Annotated in this window: 20 protein-coding genes; 11 read left to right on the top strand and 9 right to left on the bottom strand. The window is 71.5% G+C overall.

Annotation, left to right across the window (positions count from 1 at the left end; translation table 11 throughout):
• Positions 1-25 precede the first annotated feature (25 nt).
• Entirely contained in the window at positions 26-775 is a 750-nt protein-coding gene (locus tag OG214_RS28040; protein ID WP_405986318.1) for a hypothetical protein, read from the top strand.
• Positions 776-847: 72 nt separating this feature from the next.
• On the opposite strand, the gene OG214_RS28035 is transcribed toward OG214_RS28040, so the two are convergent.
• The gene (locus OG214_RS28035; protein ID WP_405986317.1) at positions 848-1,768 is read right to left on the bottom strand and encodes a Gfo/Idh/MocA family protein; all 921 of its coding nucleotides are present in this window, start codon (positions 1,766-1,768) and stop codon (positions 848-850) included.
• 224 nt (positions 1,769-1,992) lie between these two features.
• Between OG214_RS28035 and OG214_RS28030 the strand changes: the two genes are divergently transcribed.
• The 4 genes from OG214_RS28030 to OG214_RS28015 all read left to right on the top strand — a co-directional run bounded on the left by OG214_RS28030 (position 1,993) and on the right by OG214_RS28015 (position 7,203).
• Entirely contained in the window at positions 1,993-3,633 is a 1,641-nt protein-coding gene (locus OG214_RS28030) for a hypothetical protein (RefSeq protein ID WP_405986316.1), read from the top strand.
• Positions 3,630-4,859, top strand: a complete 1,230-nt coding sequence (locus OG214_RS28025) for an ARPP-2 domain-containing protein (protein WP_405986315.1) — start codon at positions 3,630-3,632, stop codon at positions 4,857-4,859. The genes OG214_RS28030 and OG214_RS28025 overlap by 4 nt, the downstream gene beginning before the upstream one ends.
• A 143-nt stretch (positions 4,860-5,002) precedes the next feature.
• Positions 5,003-6,022 carry a glutamine synthetase gene (gene glnII / locus OG214_RS28020; RefSeq protein ID WP_365903854.1) on the top strand — a complete coding sequence of 340 codons (1,020 nt, stop codon included), beginning with the start codon at positions 5,003-5,005 and terminating at the stop codon, positions 6,020-6,022.
• A gap of 527 nt (positions 6,023-6,549) precedes the next feature.
• Positions 6,550-7,203 carry a winged helix-turn-helix domain-containing protein gene (locus OG214_RS28015; RefSeq protein WP_382849892.1) on the top strand — a complete coding sequence of 218 codons (654 nt, stop codon included), beginning with the start codon at positions 6,550-6,552 and terminating at the stop codon, positions 7,201-7,203.
• 83 nt (positions 7,204-7,286) lie between these two features.
• Here the strand turns inward: OG214_RS28015 and OG214_RS28010 are convergent, their stop codons facing one another.
• Both OG214_RS28010 and OG214_RS28005 read right to left on the bottom strand, forming a co-directional pair.
• On the bottom strand, positions 7,287-8,822 hold the full coding sequence (locus tag OG214_RS28010; RefSeq protein ID WP_405986314.1) for a PepSY-associated TM helix domain-containing protein: 1,536 nt from the start codon (positions 8,820-8,822) through the stop codon (positions 7,287-7,289).
• A 57-nt stretch (positions 8,823-8,879) separates the two neighbouring features.
• Entirely contained in the window at positions 8,880-9,710 is an 831-nt protein-coding gene (locus OG214_RS28005) for a hypothetical protein (RefSeq protein WP_405986313.1), read from the bottom strand.
• A gap of 115 nt (positions 9,711-9,825) precedes the next feature.
• Here OG214_RS28005 and OG214_RS28000 point away from each other — a divergent pair, with 115 nt between their 5' ends.
• Positions 9,826-10,815 (top strand): NAD-dependent epimerase/dehydratase family protein, encoded by a 990-nt coding sequence (locus OG214_RS28000; protein WP_405986312.1) that lies wholly within the window; start codon positions 9,826-9,828, stop codon positions 10,813-10,815.
• Between the two features lie 165 nt (positions 10,816-10,980).
• Here the strand turns inward: OG214_RS28000 and OG214_RS27995 are convergent, their stop codons facing one another.
• On the bottom strand, positions 10,981-11,403 hold the full coding sequence (locus OG214_RS27995) for a DUF4259 domain-containing protein (protein ID WP_363081067.1): 423 nt from the start codon (positions 11,401-11,403) through the stop codon (positions 10,981-10,983).
• Between the two features lie 165 nt (positions 11,404-11,568).
• Positions 11,569-13,860, bottom strand: coding sequence for an MMPL family transporter (locus tag OG214_RS27990; RefSeq protein ID WP_405986311.1), 2,292 nt, complete (start codon positions 13,858-13,860; stop codon positions 11,569-11,571).
• Positions 13,861-14,117: 257 nt separating this feature from the next.
• Here OG214_RS27990 and OG214_RS27985 point away from each other — a divergent pair, with 257 nt between their 5' ends.
• The 3 genes from OG214_RS27985 to OG214_RS27975 all read left to right on the top strand — a co-directional run bounded on the left by OG214_RS27985 (position 14,118) and on the right by OG214_RS27975 (position 17,760).
• Positions 14,118-15,380, top strand: a complete 1,263-nt coding sequence (locus tag OG214_RS27985) for a sensor domain-containing protein (protein WP_405986310.1) — start codon at positions 14,118-14,120, stop codon at positions 15,378-15,380.
• On the top strand, positions 15,365-16,015 hold the full coding sequence (locus OG214_RS27980) for a response regulator transcription factor (protein ID WP_363081064.1): 651 nt from the start codon (positions 15,365-15,367) through the stop codon (positions 16,013-16,015). Before OG214_RS27985 ends, OG214_RS27980 begins: the two co-directional genes overlap by 16 nt.
• A gap of 170 nt (positions 16,016-16,185) precedes the next feature.
• Positions 16,186-17,760: a DUF1996 domain-containing protein gene (locus OG214_RS27975; RefSeq protein ID WP_405986309.1), complete on the top strand. Its 1,575-nt coding sequence runs from the start codon at positions 16,186-16,188 to the stop codon at positions 17,758-17,760.
• A gap of 103 nt (positions 17,761-17,863) precedes the next feature.
• Here OG214_RS27975 and OG214_RS27970 read toward each other — a convergent pair whose 3' ends face one another.
• Complete coding sequence (locus OG214_RS27970) at positions 17,864-18,409, bottom strand: hypothetical protein (protein ID WP_405986308.1); 546 nt, start codon at positions 18,407-18,409, stop codon at positions 17,864-17,866.
• Between the two features lie 199 nt (positions 18,410-18,608).
• Between OG214_RS27970 and OG214_RS27965 the strand changes: the two genes are divergently transcribed.
• A complete protein-coding gene (locus OG214_RS27965; protein WP_405986307.1) occupies positions 18,609-20,609 on the top strand; it encodes a hypothetical protein in 2,001 nt (666 codons plus the stop codon).
• A 101-nt stretch (positions 20,610-20,710) separates the two neighbouring features.
• On the opposite strand, the gene fabV is transcribed toward OG214_RS27965, so the two are convergent.
• Complete coding sequence (fabV, locus tag OG214_RS27960; protein WP_405986306.1) at positions 20,711-21,916, bottom strand: enoyl-[acyl-carrier-protein] reductase FabV; 1,206 nt, start codon at positions 21,914-21,916, stop codon at positions 20,711-20,713.
• 310 nt (positions 21,917-22,226) lie between these two features.
• On the bottom strand, positions 22,227-22,538 hold the full coding sequence (locus tag OG214_RS27955) for a hypothetical protein (protein WP_363080289.1): 312 nt from the start codon (positions 22,536-22,538) through the stop codon (positions 22,227-22,229).
• Between the two features lie 52 nt (positions 22,539-22,590).
• Here OG214_RS27955 and OG214_RS27950 point away from each other — a divergent pair, with 52 nt between their 5' ends.
• Positions 22,591-23,286, top strand: coding sequence for a TetR/AcrR family transcriptional regulator (locus OG214_RS27950; RefSeq protein WP_405986305.1), 696 nt, complete (start codon positions 22,591-22,593; stop codon positions 23,284-23,286).
• Between the two features lie 109 nt (positions 23,287-23,395).
• On the opposite strand, the gene OG214_RS27945 is transcribed toward OG214_RS27950, so the two are convergent.
• The gene (locus tag OG214_RS27945) at positions 23,396-24,067 is read right to left on the bottom strand and encodes a DUF4230 domain-containing protein (RefSeq protein ID WP_405986304.1); all 672 of its coding nucleotides are present in this window, start codon (positions 24,065-24,067) and stop codon (positions 23,396-23,398) included.
• Between the last annotated feature and the right edge of the window lie 47 nt (positions 24,068-24,114).

Below are 24,114 nucleotides of genomic sequence, written 5' to 3'. Positions count from 1 at the left end.
CGGCCGGGGACAGGAGCCCCCACACGTGTCCCGTAAGAAGACCTTCAGCCCCAGGAAGAAACTGGCCCTGCTCGCCGCGTCGGTGGCGCTGGTGGGCGGTACGGCGGTGGTGATGACCGGCACCGGCCAGGCGTCGGTGGTCTGCGACGGGCTGGCGACGGCCCTGGGCAACAACGAGAACTTCATCGCCGGGCAGCGGGCCGAGCCGGACGCGCAGTCGGAGGCACGGATCGCCAACCGCGTCGCCGTCATCGAGCAGATCAAGGTCCAGCAGGCGGCTTCCGGATGCGAGGCCGGCGAGGGAAGCGGTGGTGAGGACGCCCAGGCCGGAGGTGCCCCTGCGGGAGGTGCCCAGGCCGGAGGCGGCCAGGCGGAAGGCGGCCAGGCGGAAGGCGGTGCGCGGCCGCCGGTCCCGCCCGTCATGGAACAGCCCCCGGCGGAGGAACCGCCTGCCGCCGCCGAACCCCCCACCGGCCCCGGTGACAGTGACGGTGTCGGCGAGGGCGACGGCGAAGTCGTCTGCGCGGGCTCCACCGTCACCCTCTCCGGCGAGGCGGGCGCCCCGGCCGCGTCCAGCAATCAGTTCCCCGTCGGCACGACGCTCCGCGTGACCAATCTCGACAACGACAAGTCCACGACGGTACGGGTCGCCTCACCCTCCGGGAGCTGCGCCCTGCTGAACGACGCCGCGTTCGAGCAGGTCCGCGAACCGGGCAAGTTCCTGATCCGCAACGCCCTGATCGAACGCGTCCAAAGCGCCGGCCAGACCGGCTAGGTCCTGTCCGGCTGGTCGGCTGGCCGGTCGGCCGGCCGGACCAGCCGGACCAGCCGGGCCGGCCCGACCGGATCAGGCCTTCTGCCGCGCCTGCTGGGCCTTCGCCTCCGCCTCCGCCTCCGTCAGGATCTCGGTCAGCCGCAGCCCGAACCGTACGTCGCAGGCGTGCGGCTGACCCGTACGGACCGACTCCAGCAGTGCGTCGGTCGCCGCGCGGAACGAGTCGACCGGGTCGCCCCACTCCGTCGGCAGCACCGCCGTACCGTGCTCGCCGCGCACCTCGACACCCGAGCCCGATCCCGCCTCCGGCGCGCTCAGCGTCAGCGCCACCGTGCTGGCCGCACCGGACACATGCCGGAGCACCAGATGGGTGAGGTCGGGCTCGCTCCGTACGGCCGTCACCTCGGTGACATCGCCGAGCAGCGGGATCAGGGCCGACAGCGCGTGCGGGCCGACGTCCCACAGTCCGCCCTTCTCACGGCGCCAGGGGGACGCGGCGTACGGACTGTCCGCGCCCGTGCCGTAGAGGGCGCCGAGCCAGTACGCGTGGGCGGTGAACCAGCCGCCCTTCGCGGCCTGCTCGTCGATCCAGCCCGCGGTCCCGGGGGCGAAGCGCAGGGTGCAGAAGACGACGGACGAGACGCCCGCGGCCGCCGCCGCGTCCGCGACCTCGCGCGCCCCGGCCACGGTCGTCGCGACCGGCTTGTCCATCAGCAGATGGAGTCCGGCGGCGGCTGCCCGCGCCGCCAGCGGGGCCTGGATGTCCGGCGGCAGGGCGAAGGCGATGGCGTCGCTCTCGGCGAAGAGGGCGTCGAGGCCCTCCTCGCCGGAGTGCGCGGTGGTGTCATGGGCGGTGGCGAGGGCTGCGGCGGCCTCGGGGCGCCGCCCCCAGACACCGCTGAATTCGATTCCGGGATGGGCGGCGAGGGCGGGGGCGTGCGTACGCTCCGCCCAGGGGCCGGCGCCGAGGAGTCCGATACGTGGCTTGCTCATGCCGCTCAGTGTGCCCCGTGCCCATACGGCACAGGAGGCGCGGGGGACGGTAAATCGGTGGGCCCCCGCCCCACGACCGGTGTTACGTTGCACGGGCCGGCCGCGGGCCTCCGGTGCGACTTCCGGGACTTGCCTCGTAAAGCAGTGATTTCGCTGTTCGCGCCTCCATGCCCCGGCCGGCACCCGTCGATTCCGGCGGGCACAGGGGACGCGGGGGACACACCATGGCGGAGACATTCTCCGATCTGATCGCGGCCGAGGACGTACTGCTCTTCGTCAACGCGGCCGTCACGGCGACCGGGCAGCGCGAGTTCCACTCGGGCGCGCACGCGCAGCGGCTCTCGCTCGCCTTTCTGCATGAGTACGTACGGGTCAACTACCGCCCGGTGTACGCCGCCTCGCTCGCGCTCGACATCAACGACCACAACGCGGTCCTGATCATCGAGGCGCTGCTGCGCACACCGCGCGCAGCGGGTCCGGAGGAGAAGCGCGTGGAGGGGCGGCTGATCGCCAGGCGGCTGACCATGCTGCCGCCGCAGCGTGTCTACCGGCTCTTCCGCGGGCTGCGGGCCGCCGGGGTCGGCAACCGCCGGACCCGCGCCATCCTGCGCGAGTGGCTGGCCACCCGGCCGGATCTGGGGCACGACGCGGTGAAGTACCGCAACGGTCTCAAGTCCGCCGCGCGCCACTTCCATCTCCCCCTCTCCTCCGGAACGACCGCCTCCCGGACGGCTACCTCGGGGACGGCCGAGCTTGGTGACTTCCTCTTCGAGCCCGGCCGCCGCAAGCGGTACGAGCACGGACTGCTGGACGCCTACCGCCGCGCCCATTTCGAGCAGGGCGCGCTCTACGAGCTGCCGTTCACCGTCGCCGAGGGATTCGCCGTCAAGCACGGCATCCCGCGCGGCGCGTTCCTGGAGCGGATGGAGCCCCGGATGACCCGGCTGGAGCGGCTCCGTACGCAGCGCTCGGTCCTGGCGGGGAGCGCTGTCGGCGCCAACGGCACCGACGCCGACAGCGCCCCCGAGGCCCGGACCGATCTGACCGTCATGCCGCTGACCCGGCTCGCGCTGTACGTCCTGTCCCTGGCCATGGACGAGCGGATGCGGCGCCGGGCCGAGCTGACCCGTGCCCTCCGTACGGCCGCGCGCCGTGCGGCCGGTCCGTACACCGGGACCTGGGGACGGGTCGCCGCCGTGCTAGACGACAGCTACTCCTCGTCCGGATCGGGCGAGAAGCGCCGCCGCCCGCTCGCCACCGCCCTGTCCTGCCACTTTCTGCTGGACGCGCTGGCGGCCCCCGGCTCGTACACCCCGCTGTGGACCTCGGGGTGCGTGGACCCGCTGCTGGTGCGCCCGTACGGACCGACGCCGCTCGGCACCCGGATCATCGACGCGCTCGACCAGGCGCCCGACCGGCTCGTCATCGTCTCGGACGGCTGGGACAACGCGCCGCCCGGACTGGCGGGCGAGGTGCTGCGGGTGTGGCGTACCCGGCTCGACCGGGAGGGAAGGACGAGCGCGGTTCATCTGAACCCCGTATACGACGCGGACGGCTTCGACGTACGCAGGCTGGCACCGAGCGTACCGACGGCGGGGATACGGGACGCCGAGGATCTGCCGGCGCTGGTGGAGATCGCGCAGTTCGCGGAGGGCCGTACGGGCCTGGCCGAGCTACGGGCGTATCTGGACCGTCGGGTACAGCGCTTCGTGGACGACGACCCGTTCTGCCGTTTCCCCGGCGGGGACATCGTTCCGAGCGCGGGCGGGAGCACAAGCGGCGGGAGCGGCAGGAGCCGTAGCAGTAGCGGGGACAGCGGTAACGGTGGGAGCACTCGCGACGAGATCCTCTCGGAGGGACGATGACCCGGCTCGATCTCAGCGGTCTGATCACGCGCCCCGCCCAGGTCTGGGGCGGTATCCGTCTCGTACCGCTGGTGCGCGCGGAGCCGCTGCCCGGTCTGCGGCTGCACCGCCGGATCTACGAGGGGTACGGCGAGGTCCAGGTGGGCCCGGACACCCGCTATGTCTCGTACATCCCGCACGGTTTCGTCGCCGACTGGTCGGGCGACGGCGGCCAGGAGGCCGCGTACGGCACTCAGCTCGGCGACGGGAACCGGCCCGCCGACAACCGTCCCGACGCCGTGCCCGTACGCCGTCATCACCGGATGGTGAAGCGCGCGAAGGCCGGAAAGGGCGGCAAGGGCCTGTCCCGTACGGCCGCCGCCACGCGCTGCCGCTTCCTGCCGCTGCATCTCGCCCTGGAGGGATTTCTGTCGCTGCACTTCGGCGGACCGTCCATCGCCTGGGACGAGTGGTCCCAGCGGGCGATACGGCAGGGACTCTCCCCGCGCGCCGAGGCCGCCTATCTCGGCCTCGGTGTCCGGGGGCTCGCCGACGCTCTCCGGGTCTTCGAGATCCATCCCGGACAGTGCGGGGTGATGGTCTACACGGCGGACTCGCTCGCCGCCGCCTTCGTCGTACCGCACCCCGACGACTACCGCGCCCTGCACCCGAGCCTGGTGGAGGACCTGTACGGGGAACTGGTCCATCAGTACGCGTTCTTCGGCGCCCCGGTGGCCGAGTTCGAGGCGCGGATCCGCGACGGCCGCCATCTGGAGACGCTCGCCGATCTGCGGGCCGCGGCGCGGGCGCAGGAGCGCGCGTGGAGCGAGATGCATGAAGCGGTGCTCACCCGTCAACTTCTGTCGACGTCATACTCTTTCGAGCGCGTGTACAGAATGGGTTCGTACGCGTTGCACCGTTTCCTCCCGCCGTTCGACCGGAGCGGGCAGGAGCAGCACATCGGGGAACTCATCAACGACCACAAGGGGCGTACGGCGTATCTCAAGACGTTCCGGCTCTCCGACGCACAGATCAGACGCGGCCATCTGCTGACCCGGCTCGCCGCCCACGACTGGCATCTCGGGCGTACGGCCGAGGCGTTGGGGGCGACATACGACGAGCTGGTGCGCCGGATCCGCGCCGCGGGATTCGACTCACTGCTGAACGCGCACGCGGTCGCCCGCCGGTCGGCGGCGGGCGGGCCCGGCCTGTCCGGCACGCCAGGCGCGCCGGGTGTGTCGAAATGAGCCACCGGGGGCACTTCCCCAGGCGACACCGCCGAAACAAAAGAAACCTGAGTAACACGTGGTTCACGGACGGGCAACAGACGGGAAATCACAGATTGCGAAGCTTCGGGTCAAAACTGCTGCACCGACAAGGATGAGGCCCCGTGACCTTCAAGGCTGAGTACATCTGGATCGACGGCACCGAGCCGACCGCGAAGCTGCGCTCGAAGACCAAGATCCTGGCGGACGGCGCCGAGCTGCCCATCTGGGGCTTCGACGGGTCGAGCACCAATCAGGCCGAGGGTCACGCCTCCGACCGGGTGCTGAAGCCGGTCTTCTCGTGCCCCGACCCGATCCGCGGCGGGGACGACGTCCTCGTCATGTGCGAGGTCCTGAACATCGACATGACGCCGCACGAGTCCAACACCCGTGCGCGGCTCACCGAGGTCGCGGAGAAGTTCGCGGGCCAGGAGCCGATCTTCGGGATCGAGCAGGAGTACACCTTCTTCGAGGGCTCCCGTCCGCTGGGCTTCCCCGTGGGCGGCTTCCCGGCCGCGCAGGGCGGCTACTACTGCGGTGTCGGCTCGGACGAGATCTTCGGCCGTGACATCGTCGAGGCGCACCTGGACAACTGCCTCAAGGCGGGTCTGGGCATCTCCGGTATCAACGCCGAGGTCATGCCGGGCCAGTGGGAGTTCCAGGTCGGCCCGCTGGCGCCGCTGGAGGTGGCGGACCAGCTCTGGGTCGCCCGCTGGCTGCTCTACCGCACCGCGGAGGACTTCGACGTCTCCGCGACGCTCGACCCGAAGCCGGTGAAGGGCGACTGGAACGGCGCGGGCGCGCACACCAACTTCTCGACGCGGGCGATGCGCGAGGGGTACGACGCGATCATCACCGCGTGCGAGTCGCTGGGCGAGGGGTCCAAGCCGCTCGACCACGTCAAGCACTACGGCGCGGGCATCGACGACCGGCTGACCGGTCTCCACGAGACCGCCCCGTGGAACGAGTACAGCTACGGCGTCTCCAACCGCGGCGCGTCGGTCCGTATCCCGTGGCAGGTCGAGCAGGACGGCAAGGGCTACATCGAGGACCGCCGTCCGAACGCCAACGTCGACCCGTACGTGGTGACGCGGCTGATCGTCGACACCTGCTGCACGGCCCTGGAGAAGGCCGGCCAGATCTGACCCGAGGGTCGTTCCGACGGACCGGTCCCGGCGGGTTGTCCCGACGGGCCGTCCACCCCGCTCACAGCTCCCGGAGGGGGGCGGTCGCCGACAACGGCGCCCGCCCCCCTCTGCCGTACCGATACCGATCCGCCGTACCTGTACCGATGTGCTCGTACCAGCACCGACCGGCCGCCAGGTCCGACCGGCCGCCGCGCCGCAGTGCCGCAGTGCCGGCGCTTCGGTGGCGCTGTGCTGACCGTCACGTCACGGAAGCGCAGGGACAGCGGAAAGTGACCTGCTGCGACACGCCGGTATCTGCTTCAATGGGGGCATGGCCAGCTACCAGCACCCCGCGACAGGTCCCAGCGACCTGGAGCCGTTCTGGCCGTCCCGGCAGCACCACGACTTCGACCGCGTGTGTTGCGCCGCGAGGAACGCGTCGGCCCTCTAAAACCTCCTTCGAGGCCTTCGGCCGCCGCGCACGACGTACGTCCCGTCCGTCCTGTCGCCTCGACGACTCCCTCGCGCGAAAGAGCTGACCCCTCATGGCGAACCCCCGCTCCTTCTCCGCCGCGGCGGCCGCGGCCGCCGCACACAACCAGAAACCGGCGACGCCCGGCCGTCACCGTCTCCGTGCCGTCGACCGTGACGAGACCGCCCCGGCGGCCCCCCGTCCCGCCGCCGCTCCCACCGGACAGGTCGTGGACTTCCTGCCGCCCGGCGCGACCTGGCTGCCCGCGCCCCAGCACACGCTGCCCTCGCTGCCGGGACAGCCGCCGATGATCGGCTATCTCGTACTCGTACCGGCCGACCAGCAGGCCGCCGTGCTGGCCGCCTCCGCGCCGTACCGCCCCGCCGGGACGGACCCGGCCGGGTCCGCCGGGCCGGGGGACACCTCCGGCGCGCGGGCCACGGGCGACGGCCCTGTCCGGATCGACAACGCTCAGCGGATCGCCGTCGTGGACGGGAAGCCGCTGGACCTGACGTATCTCGAATTCGAGCTGCTGGCCCATCTCGTGGCGCACCCCCACCGGGTGCACACCCGCGACCAGTTGGTGACCACGGTGTGGGGCTACGGGCATGTGGGCGACGGGCGGACCGTCGATGTCCATGTGGCACGGCTGCGCCGCAAACTGGGGGCCGAATACCGCCGCACCATCCAGACCGTACGCCGGGTCGGGTACAAGTACACGCCCTGAGCCTGAGCTGCCGTGCCTGAGCCACCGGGCCTGACCGGTCCGCTGCCGGACCGGTCAGGCTCTGTGCGCCGGGCGCCCAGGTGTTACGTCCGGGCTCGGGAGCGTGCGCGGACGCGGGCCGACAGACCCAGCGCGCCGTCCAGGACCAGGAACACCAGCAGGCTGATGCCCAGCAGCGGCACGAACCAGCCGACCAGGGCCACCACCGCCGCGAGCGGCAGCAGAACGGTGAGCGGCACCCTGCGCCAGGCACCGCGCGGTATCGGCCTGCCCACGGTCAGCCCGCGCTCCTTGGTGGGTCTGCGCTGCCACCACATCCGGTAGCCCCACACGATGAGCAGGATCAGCGCGAGAGCGAGAGCCGCGAGCGCGAGCTGATTGACCAGCCCGAGGAAGACCCCCATATGGGCGTCGATCCCGAAGCGGGTGAGCTGGGCGAGCAGGGGATAGTCGGCGAAGCGCAGCTCGTCGATGATCATGCCGTTGGCGGGATCGACGGCGACGGAGTCGAGCCTGACCGGGACCTGGGTGTCCGTCTGGGCGATGACATAACCGCTTCCCTCCTTCGGCAGGGTCACCGAGAGCGGTCCGTCGAGACCGGCCTGACGTGCGGCGACGACCGCCAGATCGACTCCGACGTCCATGGCGCCCGCGCCGTCCATCCCTTCCATACCCGGCATGTCCTCCATGCCCTCGTGGCCCTCATGGCCGCCGCCGGCTCCGCCGGTACCCCCTTCGAGGGTCGCCGAGACGGCCGGAGTGGCGCCGCCGAGCTGGTCCTGGACCGCGCCGATGTTCTCGCCCGCGTACCGCGACCAGGTCAGCCCCGTGGCGGAGAGCAGCACCAGCCCCGTCACGGCCCACAGCCCGACCGAGCCGTGCAGCGAGAGCGTCCGGCGCCGCCCGGTGGCCCCCCGCTCGGGTATCAGCAGCGCGCGCTTCGAGGCGCGTCTGCGCCCGGTCCAGAGCAGAACCCCGCCGAGGGCGACCACCCAGAGCCAGCTCGCGGCGAGTTCGCTGTAGATACGGCCCGGCTCGCCCAGATGGAGATGGCGGTGGAGTTCGGAGATCCAGGTACGGAGCGGCAGGGCGCCGGAACTGCCGTAACTGGTCAGCTCTCCGCGTATCTCCGCGGTGTACGGATCGACGAAGACGGCGAGCGACTTGCCCTCCTCGACGCCGGGCGCGGTCATCAGGACCTGGGTGGTGGCGCCCTCCCCCGCCGGGAGGCGTACGGAGGTGACCGTGCCGTCGGGGCGTGCGGCGCGGGCGGCGTCGAGCTGCTGGGAGAGCGGGACGGTACGGTCGCCGACCGGCACCCGCAGCTCGTGCCGGTAGATCACCTTCTCCGCCTGGAAGGAGAGGGCGTAGAGGAAGCCGCTGGTGGCGGCCACCAGCAGAAGCGGGGCGATGAGCAGGCCCGCGTAGAAGTGCAGACGCAGCACAAGGGGCCGCAGGGCACTCCAGCCGGACGGAGTGCCCGCCGCGGATTCGGGCGCGGATTCGGGCGCTGACTCGGGCGCGGAATCGGGCGCGGATTCGGGTGCCGACTCGGGTGCTGACTCGGAAGTGGTCGTGCCGTGCGCGGCGGCGCCCTGTACGGGGTCGTCGATGGCCATGACTGTCCTCGGTGTTGGCGTTGGCATGGGGAATCCGGCCCCGGCCGCCGCCCGACGTCAGACAGTGGTGATGGCAGCGGCTCCAGGGGCCGTGGTACGAGCGGTACGGAACGCGGGCGGACCGCGCCGCGAGAGCGTGTGCGCCGGTACGACGCCCTGGACACGGTCCGTCGCGGTGGTCTCCGGGCGGGGCCGTATCAGCCGTGGCGCCGCGGGCAGCCGTACGGCGGTGAGCAGCAGCCGGAGCGGCGAGAAGGCCAGGGCGCCGACGGCGTGCACGAGCCGGAAGAGGGCGGCCTCGCCCCGGGCCAGCCAGAGCGCGCAGACGGCGGCGGCGAGGAGATGGGCGGCGAGCATGCCGGCGGAACCGTCGGTGAGCGCGTCCAGCACGGTCGGCGGCCCCTCGGGACCGGTGCCCGCGCCGCCCATCCGCATGACCGTACCCATGTCGGGGCCCATGCCGACGTCTATGCCGTCCATGCCGGAGCCAGGGCCGGGGCTCATACCGGAGCCCGCGCCCAGACCCGTACCGGCACCCAGCCCCGTACCGGCACCCAGCCCCGTACCGGCGACGGGATGCGTACGCGGTCCATGCGCGGACGCGGACAGCCGGGCGGACGCGGACAGTCCGTAGGGCAGCGCCCCGGCGAAGATGAGATGCAGCACGCCCTGCACCGTGACCAGGGCGGCCCCGATCGAGCCGGCCCCGCGGCGCCGGCCGCCCGCGAGCCAGGCCAGACATCCGGTCACGCCGAACGCCGTCCACAGCGCCCCGGGCGGGATCTCATGCCCGGATGTGTACGAATGCCCCACCGCTGCCAGAGTCACGCACACCGCCGCGAAGGCCGCGGCCCGCAGGGCGCGCAACGGCGACCGGGCTTCTGTCATGGTCCGCACATGCTGCCATCTCCGTGGGACCGGGCGGGAGATCCCCGAACCCCCCGATTCCCCTGACGGCGAATTCCGCTGTCCTCGACGCCCGCTCACGGGCAGAGTCGGTGCCATGAGACTCCTGATCCTCGGTGGTACGGAATTCGTCGGCCGCGCTGTCACGGAGGCGGCGCTCGGGCGTGGCTGGGAGGTGACCGTCTTCCATCGCGGCCGTCATGAGGCACCGGCGGGCGCGGTCACCCTGCTCGGCGACCGCACCACCCCCGACGGTCTGGCCGCGCTTGCCAAGGGCGAGTGGGACGCGGTCGTCGACACCTGGTCGGCGGCCCCCTCCGCGGTGCTCTCGGCGGCCCGGCTGCTGGCCGGCGCGGTCGACCGGTACGCGTATGTCTCCAGCCGCTCGGTGTACAGCCACCCGGCCCCGCCCGGTCTGAACGAGGACGGCCCGCTGGTGACGGGCGCTTCGCCGGAGGCCGGCCAGACCGCCTACCCCCAGGACAAGCGGGGCGGCGAACTGGCCGCCGAGGCGGTCTTCGGCAACCGGGCGCTGCTGGTGCGCGCCGGACTGATCCTCGGCCCCTGGGAGAACATCGGCCGGCTTCCGTGGTGGCTGGGCAGGATCGCCCAGGGTGGTCCCGTACTGGCCCCGGGTCCCCGCGACAACCCGATCCAGTACATCGACGCGCGCGATCTCGCCGAGTGGACCCTCGACGCGATACGGCAGGAGCTGGGCGGTCCTTACAACCTGGTGAGCCCGGCCGGGCACACCACCATGGGTGAACTCCTCGACACCTGCGTCCGGGTGACCGGCTCCGACGCCGAACTGCGCTGGACGGCGCCGGAGTCGATCCTCGCGGCGGGTGTCGAGCCCTGGACGGATCTGCCGGTCTGGCTGCCGCGGGGGGAACTCCACGACACCCTGCACCAGGGCGATGTCTCCAAGGCCCTGGCCACGGGTCTGCGCTGCCGTCCGGTGGCGGAGACCGTCGCGGACACCTGGGCCTGGCTGGGCTCGATCGGCGGCCGGGCACCACAGCGCCCGGACCGCCCCACGGTGGGCCTGGCCCCCGAACTGGAGGCCAAGCTGCTCAGCACGGACTGACCCCGGACCAACCCTGGTCCCTGGTCGCCTGGTCCAACCACGGACTCCCCCCGGCGCCGGTCAGTCCCCGACCGCCGGACCAGGCCGGACCGGGCAGAACAGGACCGGGCAGAACCAGACCGGACCAGGCAGAACCAGACCGGACCAGGCAGAACAGGACCGGACCTAGAGCCGCGTGGATATCGCGGCCGTCAAGGTGCTCCTGAGCCTCGCTATCCCCCGGTGCCACTCGCCGTCCTCCCCGTCCGCGTCGATCCAGAGATCGCGCAGCTCGGATTTGTCCGCCGTCACCCGGTCCAGGGCCCTGAGCGCGAGGGCTCTCAGCTCCTCGGGGAAGCGGGGCAGGGGCTCGTCCGGGCCGTACACCGTCTCCACGGGCGGTCCGCCGGGGCACTGCTCGGCGACCAGCGCGGCGGCCGCCACCGCCACCACCGCCTCGTCGCTGTCCAGATGGTCCTCGGCGGCGGTCGCGCGGAGCAGCGCCTCACGCACCAGTTCCGTACGCCTCGCCTCTGTCGCGTCGTCCAGATCCGCGGCGAAGTCCGCCGCGGTGTCGTTGTCGAAGTGGCCGGTGTCCCATGTGCCCATGGTCTGCCCCCTGGTCGTTCTTCATCCCGTTACAGAGATCGTGCCAGGCACCACTGACAATCCACCTCGCCGCTCCACGCCGCCGCTCCACCCCGCGCACGGACATGGCCCGGACGCCCCCCGTAGGGTGTCCGGACCATGGGCCGACGGGAAACCGCCGAGCCGTCAGCGGGTCGTCACCGGCGCCGCGTGCCGGGGCCCCGGAGCCTGCGGCCCCGCACCCGCGCCCCCGTCACCGGTGCCGTTGCCGTCCGCGGCGCCGTCGCCGTCGCCGTCCCCGTCCCCGTGCTCCAGCTCCGGCAGCCACCGCAGCCCCCTCGGCGTACGCCAGTTCCGCTCCCCCAGCAGCGCCATCACCGAGGGCAGCAGCACCATCCGTACGAGCGTCGCGTCCAGCAGTACCGCCACCGCCAGCCCCACGCCCATCTGCTGCATGTCCTGCATCGACAGCGTCCCGAAGACGGCGAAGACGGCGACCATGATGGCCGCGGCGCCGGTCACCGCGCCCGCCGTGCGCCGGATGCCCTCGCGGATCGCCGACGAGGTGTCCAGCCCCCGGTCGCGGGCCTCCCTGATCCGGGAGACCACGAACACGTGGTAGTCCATCGACAGTCCGAAGAGCACCACCAGTACGAACAGCGGCATCCAGCTCTCGATCGCCCCCACCTTCTCCGTACCGAGCAGCTCCGCACCCCAGCCGTGCTGGAAGACGGCGACCATCACCCCGTACGCGGCCACCACGGAGAGCAGATTGAGCACGATCGCGGTGACGGCGATGACATACGACCGGAAGCAGAACAGCATCAGCAGGAAGGTCACGGCGGTGATGAAGACGAAGACCGGGACGATGCCGCGCTTGAGCTGCGCGGTGAAGTCCACCGACCCGGCGAGATCACCGGTCACATGGACCTGCGCGCCCGTGCCCGCGAAGGCGGCGGGCAGCCGTTCGTCGCGCAGTTCGGCCAGGGCCGCCTTCGAGCGTCCGTCGCTGCCGTTGCCCGCCAGCGGGACCTCGATCTCCGCGACGTTCCGCTCCTCGTGCACGGTCACCCTCGCCCGTGACTCCCCGGATTCCCCGGACTCCCCGGCGATCCGCCCGAGCGCCTTCCGTACCCCGTCCGCCCCGATGTCGTCGGCCTTCACGACCACCAGCGCCGGTGCGGGACCGCCCGGGAACGTCTCGGTGATATGCCGGTACGCGACCGTCAGCGAGGCCTCCGAGCCGAACTGCTTCTCCATCCCCAGCGATTCGGTCTTCATACCGAGCGCCGGAACCGCCAGCGCCACCAGCACCGCCGCCGACGCCACCGCGAAGAGCTTCGGCCTGGCCAGTACGGGCTTGAGGAGCGCGCCCGCCAGTCTGCCGCTCTCGTGCGCCCCGCCGCCGCTCCCGCCGCTCCCGCCGCTCTCGTGCGCGGTCTTCTTCCTGCGGCGGTTGAGGAACGGCACGCGTCCGGCGTCGATACGGTCGCCGAGCCAGGCCAGCAGCGCGGGCAGTACGGTCACGGAGCCGAGCATCGCGATGAAGACGACCAGGATGGTGGCGAGGGCGAAGCCCTTGAAGAGCATCAGCCCGGACAGGAACATCCCGGCCATCGCGACCATCACCGTCACCCCGGAGACCAGGACGGCCCGGCCGCTGGTGGCCGCCGCGATCCGCAGCGCGGTCTCGGCGTCCCGCCCGGCGGCGCGCTCGTCACGCTCGCGCCGCAGATAGAACAGGCAGTAGTCGACACCGACGGCGAGTCCCATCAGGAACATCACGGAGTAGGTCGTCTGGAAGAGATGGAGCTGATGGCTGGCGAGCGAGAGCAGTCCGAACGCGGCCATGCACGCGGTGAGCGCGAGCCCGACGGGCAGCAGCGCGGCGACGACCGCCCCGAAGGCGACCAGCAGGATGCCCAGCGCCAGCGGTACGGCGGTGAACTCGGCCCGCCGGAAGTCGTCGGCGAGCAGATCACCGAGCCATTTGCCGGAGCTCGCCTCGCCGAACTGGTATATCCGTACGTCCTGGTGGGTCTCCCCGGTCTCCCGTACGGCGTCCAGCACGGGCTGCACCCGGTCGGCCGCCGTCGTCGAGTCGCCCTTCATCTCAAAGCTGATCAGGGCGTCCTTGCCGTCCTTCGAGGGAAGGGGCGGGTCGATCCTGCCCACCTCGCCCGTCCCGCGTACGGCCTCGGTCAGCTCGCCGGCGGCCGTCCGCCAGCCGCCGTCGGTCCGGCCGCTGACCATGACCAGTTCCCCGGCCGGATGGTCGATCCCGGCCTCGTCGAGGATGCGCTCGGCCTTGGCGGAGTCGCCCGCGCCGTTCTCGGACGCCGTCATCTCGACCATGCCCGAGGCGCCGCCGAGAGCCGCGGCCAGAACGACGAAGAGCAGCCACCCTATGATCGCCGTCTTGCGATGGTGTGCGCTCCACACACCGATACGTGCCGCGAGATTCTGTCTCGTGCTCATGGCGGTTTCGCCTCCAGAGGTAAGAGCGGGGTAAGCCGTGACAAGACGTTCACGACGTTAGAAATCCGGGACCGTCCGCCCCAGCCGCCAGGCCCCCTGATCGGGGGTGGTGCTGGCAACACCCCTGGTAGGGGGGTGACCGGCTGCCGGGTCCCGGCAAGGCCGTCCAGACTGGGTGCTACGCCCGGAACCAGGGCCGTCGGCGGGCGCCCACGAAGGCCGCCCGCCGTGAGGGACCGTGAAGGAGAGAGATCGCCATGGACGGACGGAAGATCCGGGAGTCGCTGACGGCGGCATGTCGGGGGCTGGCGCTGTCGTTCGTCACGCTCGCCGGGTCGATCACGCTCTTCGTGCTCACGGTGGTCTCGATCGCCCTCATCCCGCTGGGCGTCGGAGTCGTCACCACCCCGGCGCTGGTGACGGCGGTCAGAAAGCACGCCAATTACCGCCGGCTGCTGGCCGCCACCTGGTCGGACGTACGGATTCCGGTGCCGTACCGCCCGTTCCCGCCGGACATACGCGGCGGGATCACCGGTCAGGTCGAGCGCTGCGCCCTGCTGCTCAAGGACCCGGCGACCTGGCGTGATCTCCAGTGGCTGCTGATCGACATGACCATCGGCAGTGTCGTCGCCCTGCTGACCTTCGCCGTGAACCTCTACGCGCTGGAGGGATTCGTCCTGGCCGCGGGTCTGTGGCGGGTGTTCAGGAACGACCCGTACTGGTACGGATTCGTCCCCGTCGACAGCCAGCTGACGGGACTGGCCGCCGCCGCGCTCGGTCTGGTGCTGCTCGCCCTCGGTATGCGCTACGCCGCCGATCTGCTGCGGCTCCACTTCCTGCTGGCCAGGCCGCTGCTCGCACCCACCCATGACCAGGCGCTGGCCCTGCGGATCGAGCGGCTGACCGAGTCCCGGCATGACGCGGTGGACACCTCGGCGGCCGAGCTGCGCAGGATCGAGCGCGATCTGCATGACGGCGCGCAGGCCAGGCTGGTCGCGATGGGCATGGATCTGGGCACCGTCGAGGCACTGATCGAGCGGGACCCGGCGCGGGCCAAGGAGCTGATCGGCAAGGCACGTCAGTCCTCGGCGGAGGCGCTCACCGAGCTGCGTGACCTCGTCCGGGGGATCCATCCGCCGGTGCTGGCCGAGCGGGGGCTCGGTGACGCCGTGAAGGCGCTGGCGCTGCGGCTGCCGATGCCGACCGAGGTCAGTGTGGAGCTGCCGGGCCGTGCGGAGGCGCCGGTCGAGTCGGCCGCGTACTTCGCGGTGAGCGAGGCGCTGACCAACGCGGTCAAGCACGCGAACGCCGACCGGATGTGGGTCGATCTGTCGTACGGGGAAGGAATGCTGCGTATCGCGGTCACCGATGACGGGCTCGGGGGTGCGATGATCGGGAAGGGGTCGGGGCTGAGCGGTCTGGAACGCAGGCTCGGTACATTCGACGGCGTCCTGGCCGTCAGCAGCCCCGCGGGCGGTCCCACCATGGTGACCATGGAGATTCCTTGCGAGTTGTCCTAGCCGAAGATCTCTTCCTGTTGCGTGACGGTCTGGTCCGGATGCTGGAGGCGTACGGCTTCGAGATCCTGGCGGCGGTGGAGAGCGGGCCCGAACTGACCAAGGCCCTCGCGGAGTTGACGCCGGACATCGCGGTCGTGGATGTCCGGCTCCCGCCGTCCCACACGGACGAGGGTCTCCAGTGCGCGCTCGCCGCGCGGCGCGCCCGTCCCGGTCTGCCCGTGCTCGTACTGTCCCAGCACGTCGAGCAGTTGTACGCGCGCGAGCTGCTGGCGGACGGCAACGGCGGGGTCGGCTATCTGCTGAAGGACCGGGTCTTCGACGCGGACCAGTTCATCGACGCGGTACGGAGGGTCGCCGCGGGCGGTACGGCGATGGACCCCCAGGTCATCTCGCAGTTGCTGTCCCGGCGTGAGCGGGACAGACCGATCGGGGGTCTGACACCGCGTGAGCGCGAGGTGATGGAGCTGATGGCACAGGGCCGCTCCAATGCCGCCATCGCCGCCCAACTCGTCATCACGGAGCGGTCGGTGGCCAAGCACACCTCGAACATCTTCGGGAAGCTGGACCTGCCGGTGTCGGACGACGACAACCGCCGGGTGCTCGCGGTGCTCGCGTATCTGGACCGGGACGCGTGACGCCGGATCGGCCGCAATGAGGGGTATCCGCCCGGTTTGTTGATGGAGTTTTCTATGAATTCGCGCGGCGGCTGAACACCCCGCGAATCAGGTCCGTATGGAACGGAGCGCTTCGCTTCTCCCCCTGCCGAGATTTCCCTGTAACCGGCAAACGAAGCTTGAGGAGTTCCATGGGACGCACATCGAGAAAACGCTCCACACTGGCAAACCGGGCGATCGCCGCCTCGGCTGCCTTGCTCCTGGGCGGGGGTGGGCTGGTAGCGATGAATGTCTACGCATCCGCGGGTGAGGGCAGGTCCCACCAGCGTCCGCCGCAGAGTGAGAATGCCGGACAGGCGATGTCGACCATCGACTGTCCTGATGTGGCGAACGAACTCACGGACGTACCGCGAGGAGCACGCTGGCAGGTCGACCGTGAGCTGGCCAAGATCGACAGCCAGATCACCCAGGCCTACCAGCGGTTCGCCGATCAGAAGGAGCAGATCGAGCAGGATCCGGCCCTCGCCGAGAACGCCATTCTCAATCCGCTGAAGCAGAAGCGGCTGGCCTCGCTGGAGCGGATCACCAACGCGATCGACCGCGTCGGCAGGCGGCCGCAGGGTCTGGAGGCGCTGGCGCCCTGCACCCTGCGGGCCGACGGCAACGCCGGCGGCGACGGACAGACCGGCGACGGTCAGACCGGCGGCCAGGACGGCGGCCAGGGCCAGGACGGCGGCCAGGGCCAGGACGGCGGTCAAGGTCAGGACGGCGGTCAAGGTCAGGACGCCGGTCAGGGCCAGGATCCGGGCCAGGGCCAGGACGGCGGACAGGGCGACGGACAGGACGGCGGCGGTGAGGCCGGTGGCGGCGGACAGGCCGGCAACGGTCCCGAGGCCTCCGACTTCGTCGACATCACGACCGTCCAGCCGAATGTCAGTCAGCCCCGTCAGCGCCGCGGCTCGTCAAAGGGCGCTTTCACCACCGAATGCGGTCGCAACGAGGCCGGAAAGTTCAATTCGGACAATGTCATCGTCGCGCCAGGCGTGAGCAATGGTGCTCACCATATGCACGATTACGTCGGCAATCAGTCCAATGACGCCTTCGCGACCGACGACATTCTCGCCGCCGCGGCGACCAGTTGCCGTAATCAGGGTGACAAGTCGACTTACTACTGGCCGGTCCTGCGTCTCCAGAACGGACAGGCGGAGGCCGACGCCAATGCCGACGGCGGTGGCAAGGAGGGCAATGTCGGGGAGATCCAGACTCCGGCCCAGGTGACCCTGAAATTCGCGGGCAGCCCGGTGTCCAAGGTCACGGCGATGCCGCGGTTCCTGCGGATCATCACCGGTGACGCCAAGGCATTCGTCAATGGCAACGCCAACGCCAATGCCTCGTGGAGCTGCACCGGATTCGAGAACCGCCAGCTCAAGGACAAATACCCGATCTGCCCCGAGGGCAGCCAGGTGGTCCGTACGTTCAAGTTCCAGAGCTGCTGGGACGGCCAGAACAGCGACAGCGCCAACCACCGCACGCATGTGGCGTTCGCCGACCAGAACGGCCGCTGCCAGAACGGCTTCAAGGCGATTCCGCAGCTCCAGCAGCGGATCGTGTACGACGTGCCGCCGGGGCCCGGATTCGCTCTGGACTCCTTCCCCGAGCAGCTCCACAAGCCCGTCACCGACCACGGCGACTTCATCAATGTCTTCGACGAGAACCTGATGAACCGGGTGGTGAGCTGCATCAACAGCGGGCGCAAGTGCCGCTGACGCACGGGCACGGCTGGCGCGAGCGCCACTGACGCACCGCGGACGGCGGGCGGGTACCTCTGAGCTGAGGCACCCGCCCGCCGTCCGGTCCGGCGTTACCGCGTCAACCCCCCGCACCCGCGCTGCGCGGCGGGCTCATGTCGTGACCTGAGTGCCCCTCGTGCTCCCCACCACCGCTCCCGGTGCCTCCGGTACTCCCGGTGCTTCCGGTGTCTCCGGTGCTTCCGGTGCTCCCGGAGTGGTGTGACGAGCCGGTCTCCACGGTCCCGCCGAGCCGGCCGCGCAGCGCCGCGACCACCTTCGCGTCACCGACCGCGACCCACTTCCTGCCGACGAGATACGAACCGCCGTAGTCCTTGGCCTCGTTGATCCACTCGCGCTGGCCGCGGTCGGTGGCGAAGGTGGCCAGCACATACTTTCCGTCGCCCGTGGCGCAGTTGGCCTGCCGCAGCTCGGTCGCGTCGGTCTGGATGTTCGGCTCGCACTCCGCCTGCGAGGCGAGCTGTTCGAGGCTCCCGGTCGCCGTCTTCGGCGCATCGGGGGCCTTGTTGTCGTTCGAGTCGTGGTCCGCGCCGTCGTTCGCGCCGCAGCCGGCCGCCAGAACCAGGGCCAGGGCTGCCAGTACCACTCGGGATCGTTCCTTGCGCATGGGGCCATCGTGCCTTGTGAGCCCACCGGCGCGGGAGGGAACGGCGGGATGGGACGGACTCCCGGTACAGACCCCCGGTACAGACCCCCGGTACAGACCCCCGGTACAGACGCCGGTACAGACGCCGGTACAGACCCCCGGAACGGACCCGCGGGATGGGATGTGGTGACCATCCGACGTATCGCTCGTTCTGCTGAACGTGCCCCAGGACAAAGCCGTCACCGCCGCCGTGACCACTTCCGAACCTCCGGCCGCCGCCATCGGCGTCGAACAGGCCGAGGCGGCCCTCGTCGAGCACTACCCCCGGCTCGTCCGGATCGCCTATCTCGTACTGCCGCCGTCGCTCGGCCGCAACCGGCGTGTGCTGACCGCGCACGCCCTGGTGCAGCGCTCGCTCCCGCGCGGCCGTACGGCGGCGGACGGTTCCGGGATCCCCGCGCCGCGCCGCACGGACGGGAGCGCGCGGGACCTCGGGTACGCGTACGTACGCGGGCGGGTACTGCGCCAGGCGCTGGAGGCGGGACGTCCGCTGCGCCGGCTCGCCCGGCCGAGACGGGCCCAACTGCCGCCGCTGCTCCCGCACGTGTGGGGGCTGAGGCTGTTCCCGCACTCGGGCGGTGCGGACGAACTCGCCCTGGACCAGCGGCTGTCCGGGCTCTCCTCGGCGGCACGCGCGGCGTTCGTGCTGCGCGGTCTGGAGGGGCTGGCGGACCCGGAGGTACGGCGGGTGCTGGGCGCGGCGGGGGTCCGGGACACCGACACGGCGCTCGCGCAGGCCGCCGCGCTGCGGACGGTCGGCACGGTGGACGCCACCGAACTGCTGGACTCCCCGGAGTTCGACCCCTGTTCGCTCCAGGCACGGCCCACGGATCTGATGCGCCGCCGCCAGCACGCGCGGGCCGCGCTCGCCGCCATGGCGGCCCTGGTCGTCTGCGGCGCGCTGTTCGGGCTGCCGGGCAAGGGGTGGGGTCCGGACGGGGCGGCGGCGCCCGCGTACGCGCGCAACCCCGCGAGCGAGGCGGCCCTGGATCCGGCGAGGGTACGGCGGGTCGCGCCCGCCGCGTGGGAGACCTCCGCCCGTACGGACTTCTCCGTCTGGCCCGCGCGGGGGCCACTGGCCGGGGACCGGGACCTGCTGCGCCGGGCGCTGGCGGTCTGGACGCGGCCGGGGGCGGCGGTACGGGTCACGGCGACCCCCTCGACCCCGCCGGGCCCGCCCATGGGCCCGCCCCAACTGCTGTACGCGGGACGGGTCGACGCGGCGCGGGTGGTGCTCCTCCACGACGGTCTGCGGGTGGTGCGGTACGCGGAGCCCGTGCCGGGCGGCCACGGAGGCGGCGGCCGGGCGGGCGGCGCGGACGACGACGCGGCCGTCGCGCTCGACTTCGCACGGGCCGACGGCGCGGACGCGACGGTCTCGGGGGCGCTGGTCCTCGGCCGCTCCGACGGCAATGTGCGCTATCTGACGGCGCCATGGGTGCGGCAGACATCCGTACGCGATCTGCTCGACCCCGAGGGGTCCGCGCGTCCGCTGCGCCGTGACACGCACGGGGTGACGGAGCCGCTGGACAGCCCGGCGACGGCGCGGGACTGCGCGTCCTGGGACACGCTGGAGGTACGCGCCGACGGTACGGAGCGGCTGCTCACCGATCTCGGCGAGCTGATCCCCGCGCGGCTGACGTCCGGACCGCCGTCGTCACCGGAGGACGTGTCGGACGCGGCGGACCGGGCGGCCTGGGCGCGTACGGCCTGTCTGCTGCCGACGGTACGGTCGCACGGGGTGCGCTCCGTGAACTCCTGGGAGTACGCCCGCCAGCCCCTGCCCGAGTCCAACGGAACGGCGCGGTGGCTGTGCACCCGCGCGGAGACCTGGCGGGGGACGGGCACCCGCGTCCTGGCCCAGTTCCAGGCCCCCTCGGAACGCCCGGCCGCCCCGGCCGCGGTCGCGGCGCGGGCGGAGGACACCCCGGCCTGCGGCGCCCGTGAGCCCCAGGTGCTGGCGGGCGTGCTGTGGAAGTCACGGGACGGCCGGTGGTACGTACTGGCGGCGGGCAGCGAACAGCTCACCTCGCTGGAGGTCTCGGGCGGCATCGAGGCCCGCGCGAAGGGCCGCCTGCTGGCGGTCAGGTCGAAGGAGGGCACGGAGGCGGCGCTGTACGGCAGGGACCGGGAGGGCACGAGGGTGAACGCCCTCCGCTGACAAGAGCTCGCCTCCCGGCGGTACGCCTCCCGGCGGGGGCCTCCCGGCGGGGGCCGCCGTCCACGAGGTCGTCGTGGAGCAGGAGGTCAGGCCGCAGGAGGTCAGGAAGCGGCGCCGGGCCAGGGGACGTCGGTCTCGACCGGCTTCGCGTAGTCGATGCCGGGCACGGCGAAGCCGTACAGGCGCAGGACCTCGGAGTGGAACCAGTCGAGGTCCGCGAGGTCGGCGACGGTGGCGGTGGTCGCCGCGTTCCACCGGTCGGTGATGGCGGCCTGGACGCCGGGGGCGAGTTCCCAGGTGTCCAGGCGTACGCGGCCCTTGTCGTCCAGGTCGAGCGGGCGGACACCTGTGAGCTGGTCCCACAGCTCGGAGAGCTGGCCGACGGGCGGCACCATCGCGTCGCCGAGGACTCCGCGCAGCAGTCCCACGTACAGGGCGATGCCGGGGATGGCCGTCGAGGACTGGGTGACGGCCGCTCCGTTGACGGAGGTCACCGCCCGGCCGCCGACGAGCTTGCCCAGCCGCTCGTCCAGCGTGCGCGCCGTCTCTTCGAGGTGGGCCTTGGCGGCGCCGATGGTGCCCTGCCGGTAGATCGCGCCGGTCAGCGAGGAGCCGATGTAGGAGAGGGCGGCCGTGGTGAACCCGTCCGCGAGCAGCCCGCGGCCGGCGAGGTGGTCGATCCAGCGTTCCCAGTCCGCGCCGCCCATGACGGCGATCGTCTGGGCGATGTCGTCGCCCTCGGCCGCCGAGGACTCCACGTCGCGCACTTCGGGTGCGCCGTCGTCGAAGACGAGGGTCTTCGTCCGGTGCGCCTGGCCGACGGGCTTGAGTACGGACGCGTAGGTGACACCTGTGTCGGGGTCGGTACGGCGGGGCGCGGCGACCGAGTACACGAGATGGTCCAGCCGTCCGCCGAACCGGCGCTCGATGAGGTCGGCGACCTGCTCCTTCATGGCGTCCGAGAAGGCGTCACCGTTGAGGAAGACCATGTCCCGGCCGTGGCGGCGCGCGAGATCGGCGGTGGCGGCCGTGCGGTACCAGCCGGCCGTCCCGGTGCGCCGCTCGGGCGCTTTCTCGAAGCAGACGCCGATGCCCCGGATCCCGGCGCGCGCCAGGCCCGCGATGGTCGCGGCCAGCCCGTATCCGGCGGACGATCCGATCACAAGCGCCACCGGAGCACGATCCGGCACGACGGCGGGAGGGGGGACGGCCCGCCACATGTCGTCGACCAGCCGCGCGCAGCCCGCCGGATGGGAGTCGATGAACAGGAAGCCGCGGTTGCGGGGGACGATGACGCGTTCGCTCATGGGCCGGTGTCCTCGGAGGTCGTAGACGGCGCTGGCGCGGTGACCGGGTGGCCCGCCGCATTCCGCAAGTCTGCGACCGCGCGGATACGGGCGGTCACCTCGTCCGGGACAGTAATCCTCAGGCGTTCTTGGAGGGTTTCCACTCCCGTCGGCCTCCTGCTCGTAAGGCCCGTTCGGGTGCCGGCTCACCTCGGCCGCCCCAGGGTGCGGACATGTTCCGGCCCCGCACGGCCGACCGTCGGCAGGGCCCGCGGCCGGAGGCCGCTGATGAACACAGCAAGCGCCCCGGGGCGAACCGAGCATCAAAAAATTACGGCAGGAGCCAGTCCGCGCCCAGGGCTGCTATCAAGCCCGTGCCCAGCAGCCAGATGCCCAGACGGGTGCGGCCGTGGCGGTTCAGTTCGATCACTATGCCGCACAGGATCATCGCCAGGCCGTAGACCCCGACCACCAGTACGGACGTCCGCTGGGCGAGCCGTACGAGCAGCAGCACCGCCAGCGCCGCGAGCAGGAACGAGGCCAAAGCGATGCCGGTGCGCCTTGCCTGACGGGGTGTCAGGCCGTCGCGCTCGGGCTCCGGCGTCGGCGTGTGCACGGCCTCGTCCTGGTCAGATGCGCTCATGGACGGCGAGCGTAACGGACGTCCCAGAAGGTCCGCCCGTTAGGCTGTTCATATGACGACCGTAGCGCGCCGGAGGATGGGCGTCGAAGAGCGGAAGCAACAGCTCATCGGCGTGGCGCTGGAGCTGTTCAGCCACCGCTCCCCCGACGACGTCTCGATCGACGAGATCGCGGCGGCCGCCGGTATCTCCCGGCCGCTCGTCTACCACTACTTCCCCGGCAAGCAGAGTCTGTACGAGGCCGCCCTGCGCCGTGCCGCCGACGATCTGGCGGAGCTGTTCGCCGAGCCGCGCGAAGGGCCGCTCGGGGCGCGGCTGCTCCGGGTCATGGGGCGTTTCTTCGACTTCGTCGAGCAGCACGGCCCCGGCTTCTCCGCCCTGATGCGCGGCGGTCCCGCCGCGGGCTCGTCCACCGCGACCGCGATGGTCAGCGAGGTACGGCAGGCCGCGTACGAGCAGATCGTGGCCCATCTCGGGGTCGGCCGCCCGCCCGCGCGGCTGGAGCTGGTCGTACGGTCCTGGGTGTCGCTGGCCGAGACGACCGCGCTGATCTGGCTCGACGGACGGCGTATCCCCCGCGACGAGCTGGAGTTGCAGCTCGTGCACGACTTCGCCGCGCTGGCGGCGGTCGGCGCGGCGTACGACGAGGAGATGGCCGCGATCCTGCTCCGTATCGTCGCGGACGAGCCGGCCGACGGCGCCTTCGGCGATCTCGTCGGCCGGCTCACCCGGCTGGGCGTTCAGTCGTAGACCACCGTCGGACGTGGACCACCGTCGGACGTAGACCACCGTCAGGCGTTGCCGGCCGTCACCCGTAGACCGCCGTCACCCGTAGACCGCCGTCACGCGTAGACCACCGTCACGCGTAGACCACCGTCACCTTCGTGAAGCCGAGCGAGCGCAGCAGGCCCTGGAGCATGCTCGTGGTGTTCTTCTCGGCGCGCCCGGTCAGTTCGCTCTCCTTGGCCGCGTCCGCGATATGCCGGGCGGCGAGCTGGTTCACGGCCCGCTCGTCGGCCGGATTGTCGGAGAAGAGGTCCCCGAGCCGGTCGAGCAGTCCACGCTGTTTGGACACGGCGTACGAACGGTCCGGGTCCAGGGCCGGTTCGCCGAGGCGCGCGTGCGGCAGCCGGATCGTCGCGGAGGTGCGCGCCTCGTCGGTGGTGACGCTGCCCTCGCCGAGACCGCCGAAGTCGACATACGAACTGACGCTGCCCGCGCCCACATAGAGGGTCCGGGTGCCGCGGATCGCGTCCGGCAGATACTTGGCGTCCTTCTCCAGATCCACCACGACCTGGAAATTGCCGGAAGCGGCCTCGTAGCGGTCAAGGTCCTGAATGGATTCGAGCAGGGTCGGTCCCGTACGGTCGTGGGTCTCCTCGCCGAAGAGATTGCCGAATCCAGGCAGCAGATCGAGCCGGCTGCCGAGGAAGAGCAGCGCGGCCACGACGACCAGGGCCAGGGGGATTTTGCTCCAGCGCGGCGGCCTGGGGGCGCGCGGCTTCGCGTCTTTCACGTCGGTGGACGTCATACGTAACGGATTTCCCGCGCGGGCCGGTTCACACGGCGCTCGGGCAC

Origin of the sequence: Streptomyces sp. NBC_00872 (genome assembly GCF_045161915.1) — a bacterium.
Taxonomy (GTDB): Bacteria; Actinomycetota; Actinomycetes; order Streptomycetales; family Streptomycetaceae; genus Streptomyces.
Note: the sequence above shows the minus strand (reverse complement) of the source record. Positions and strands in the feature narration are given on the sequence as shown.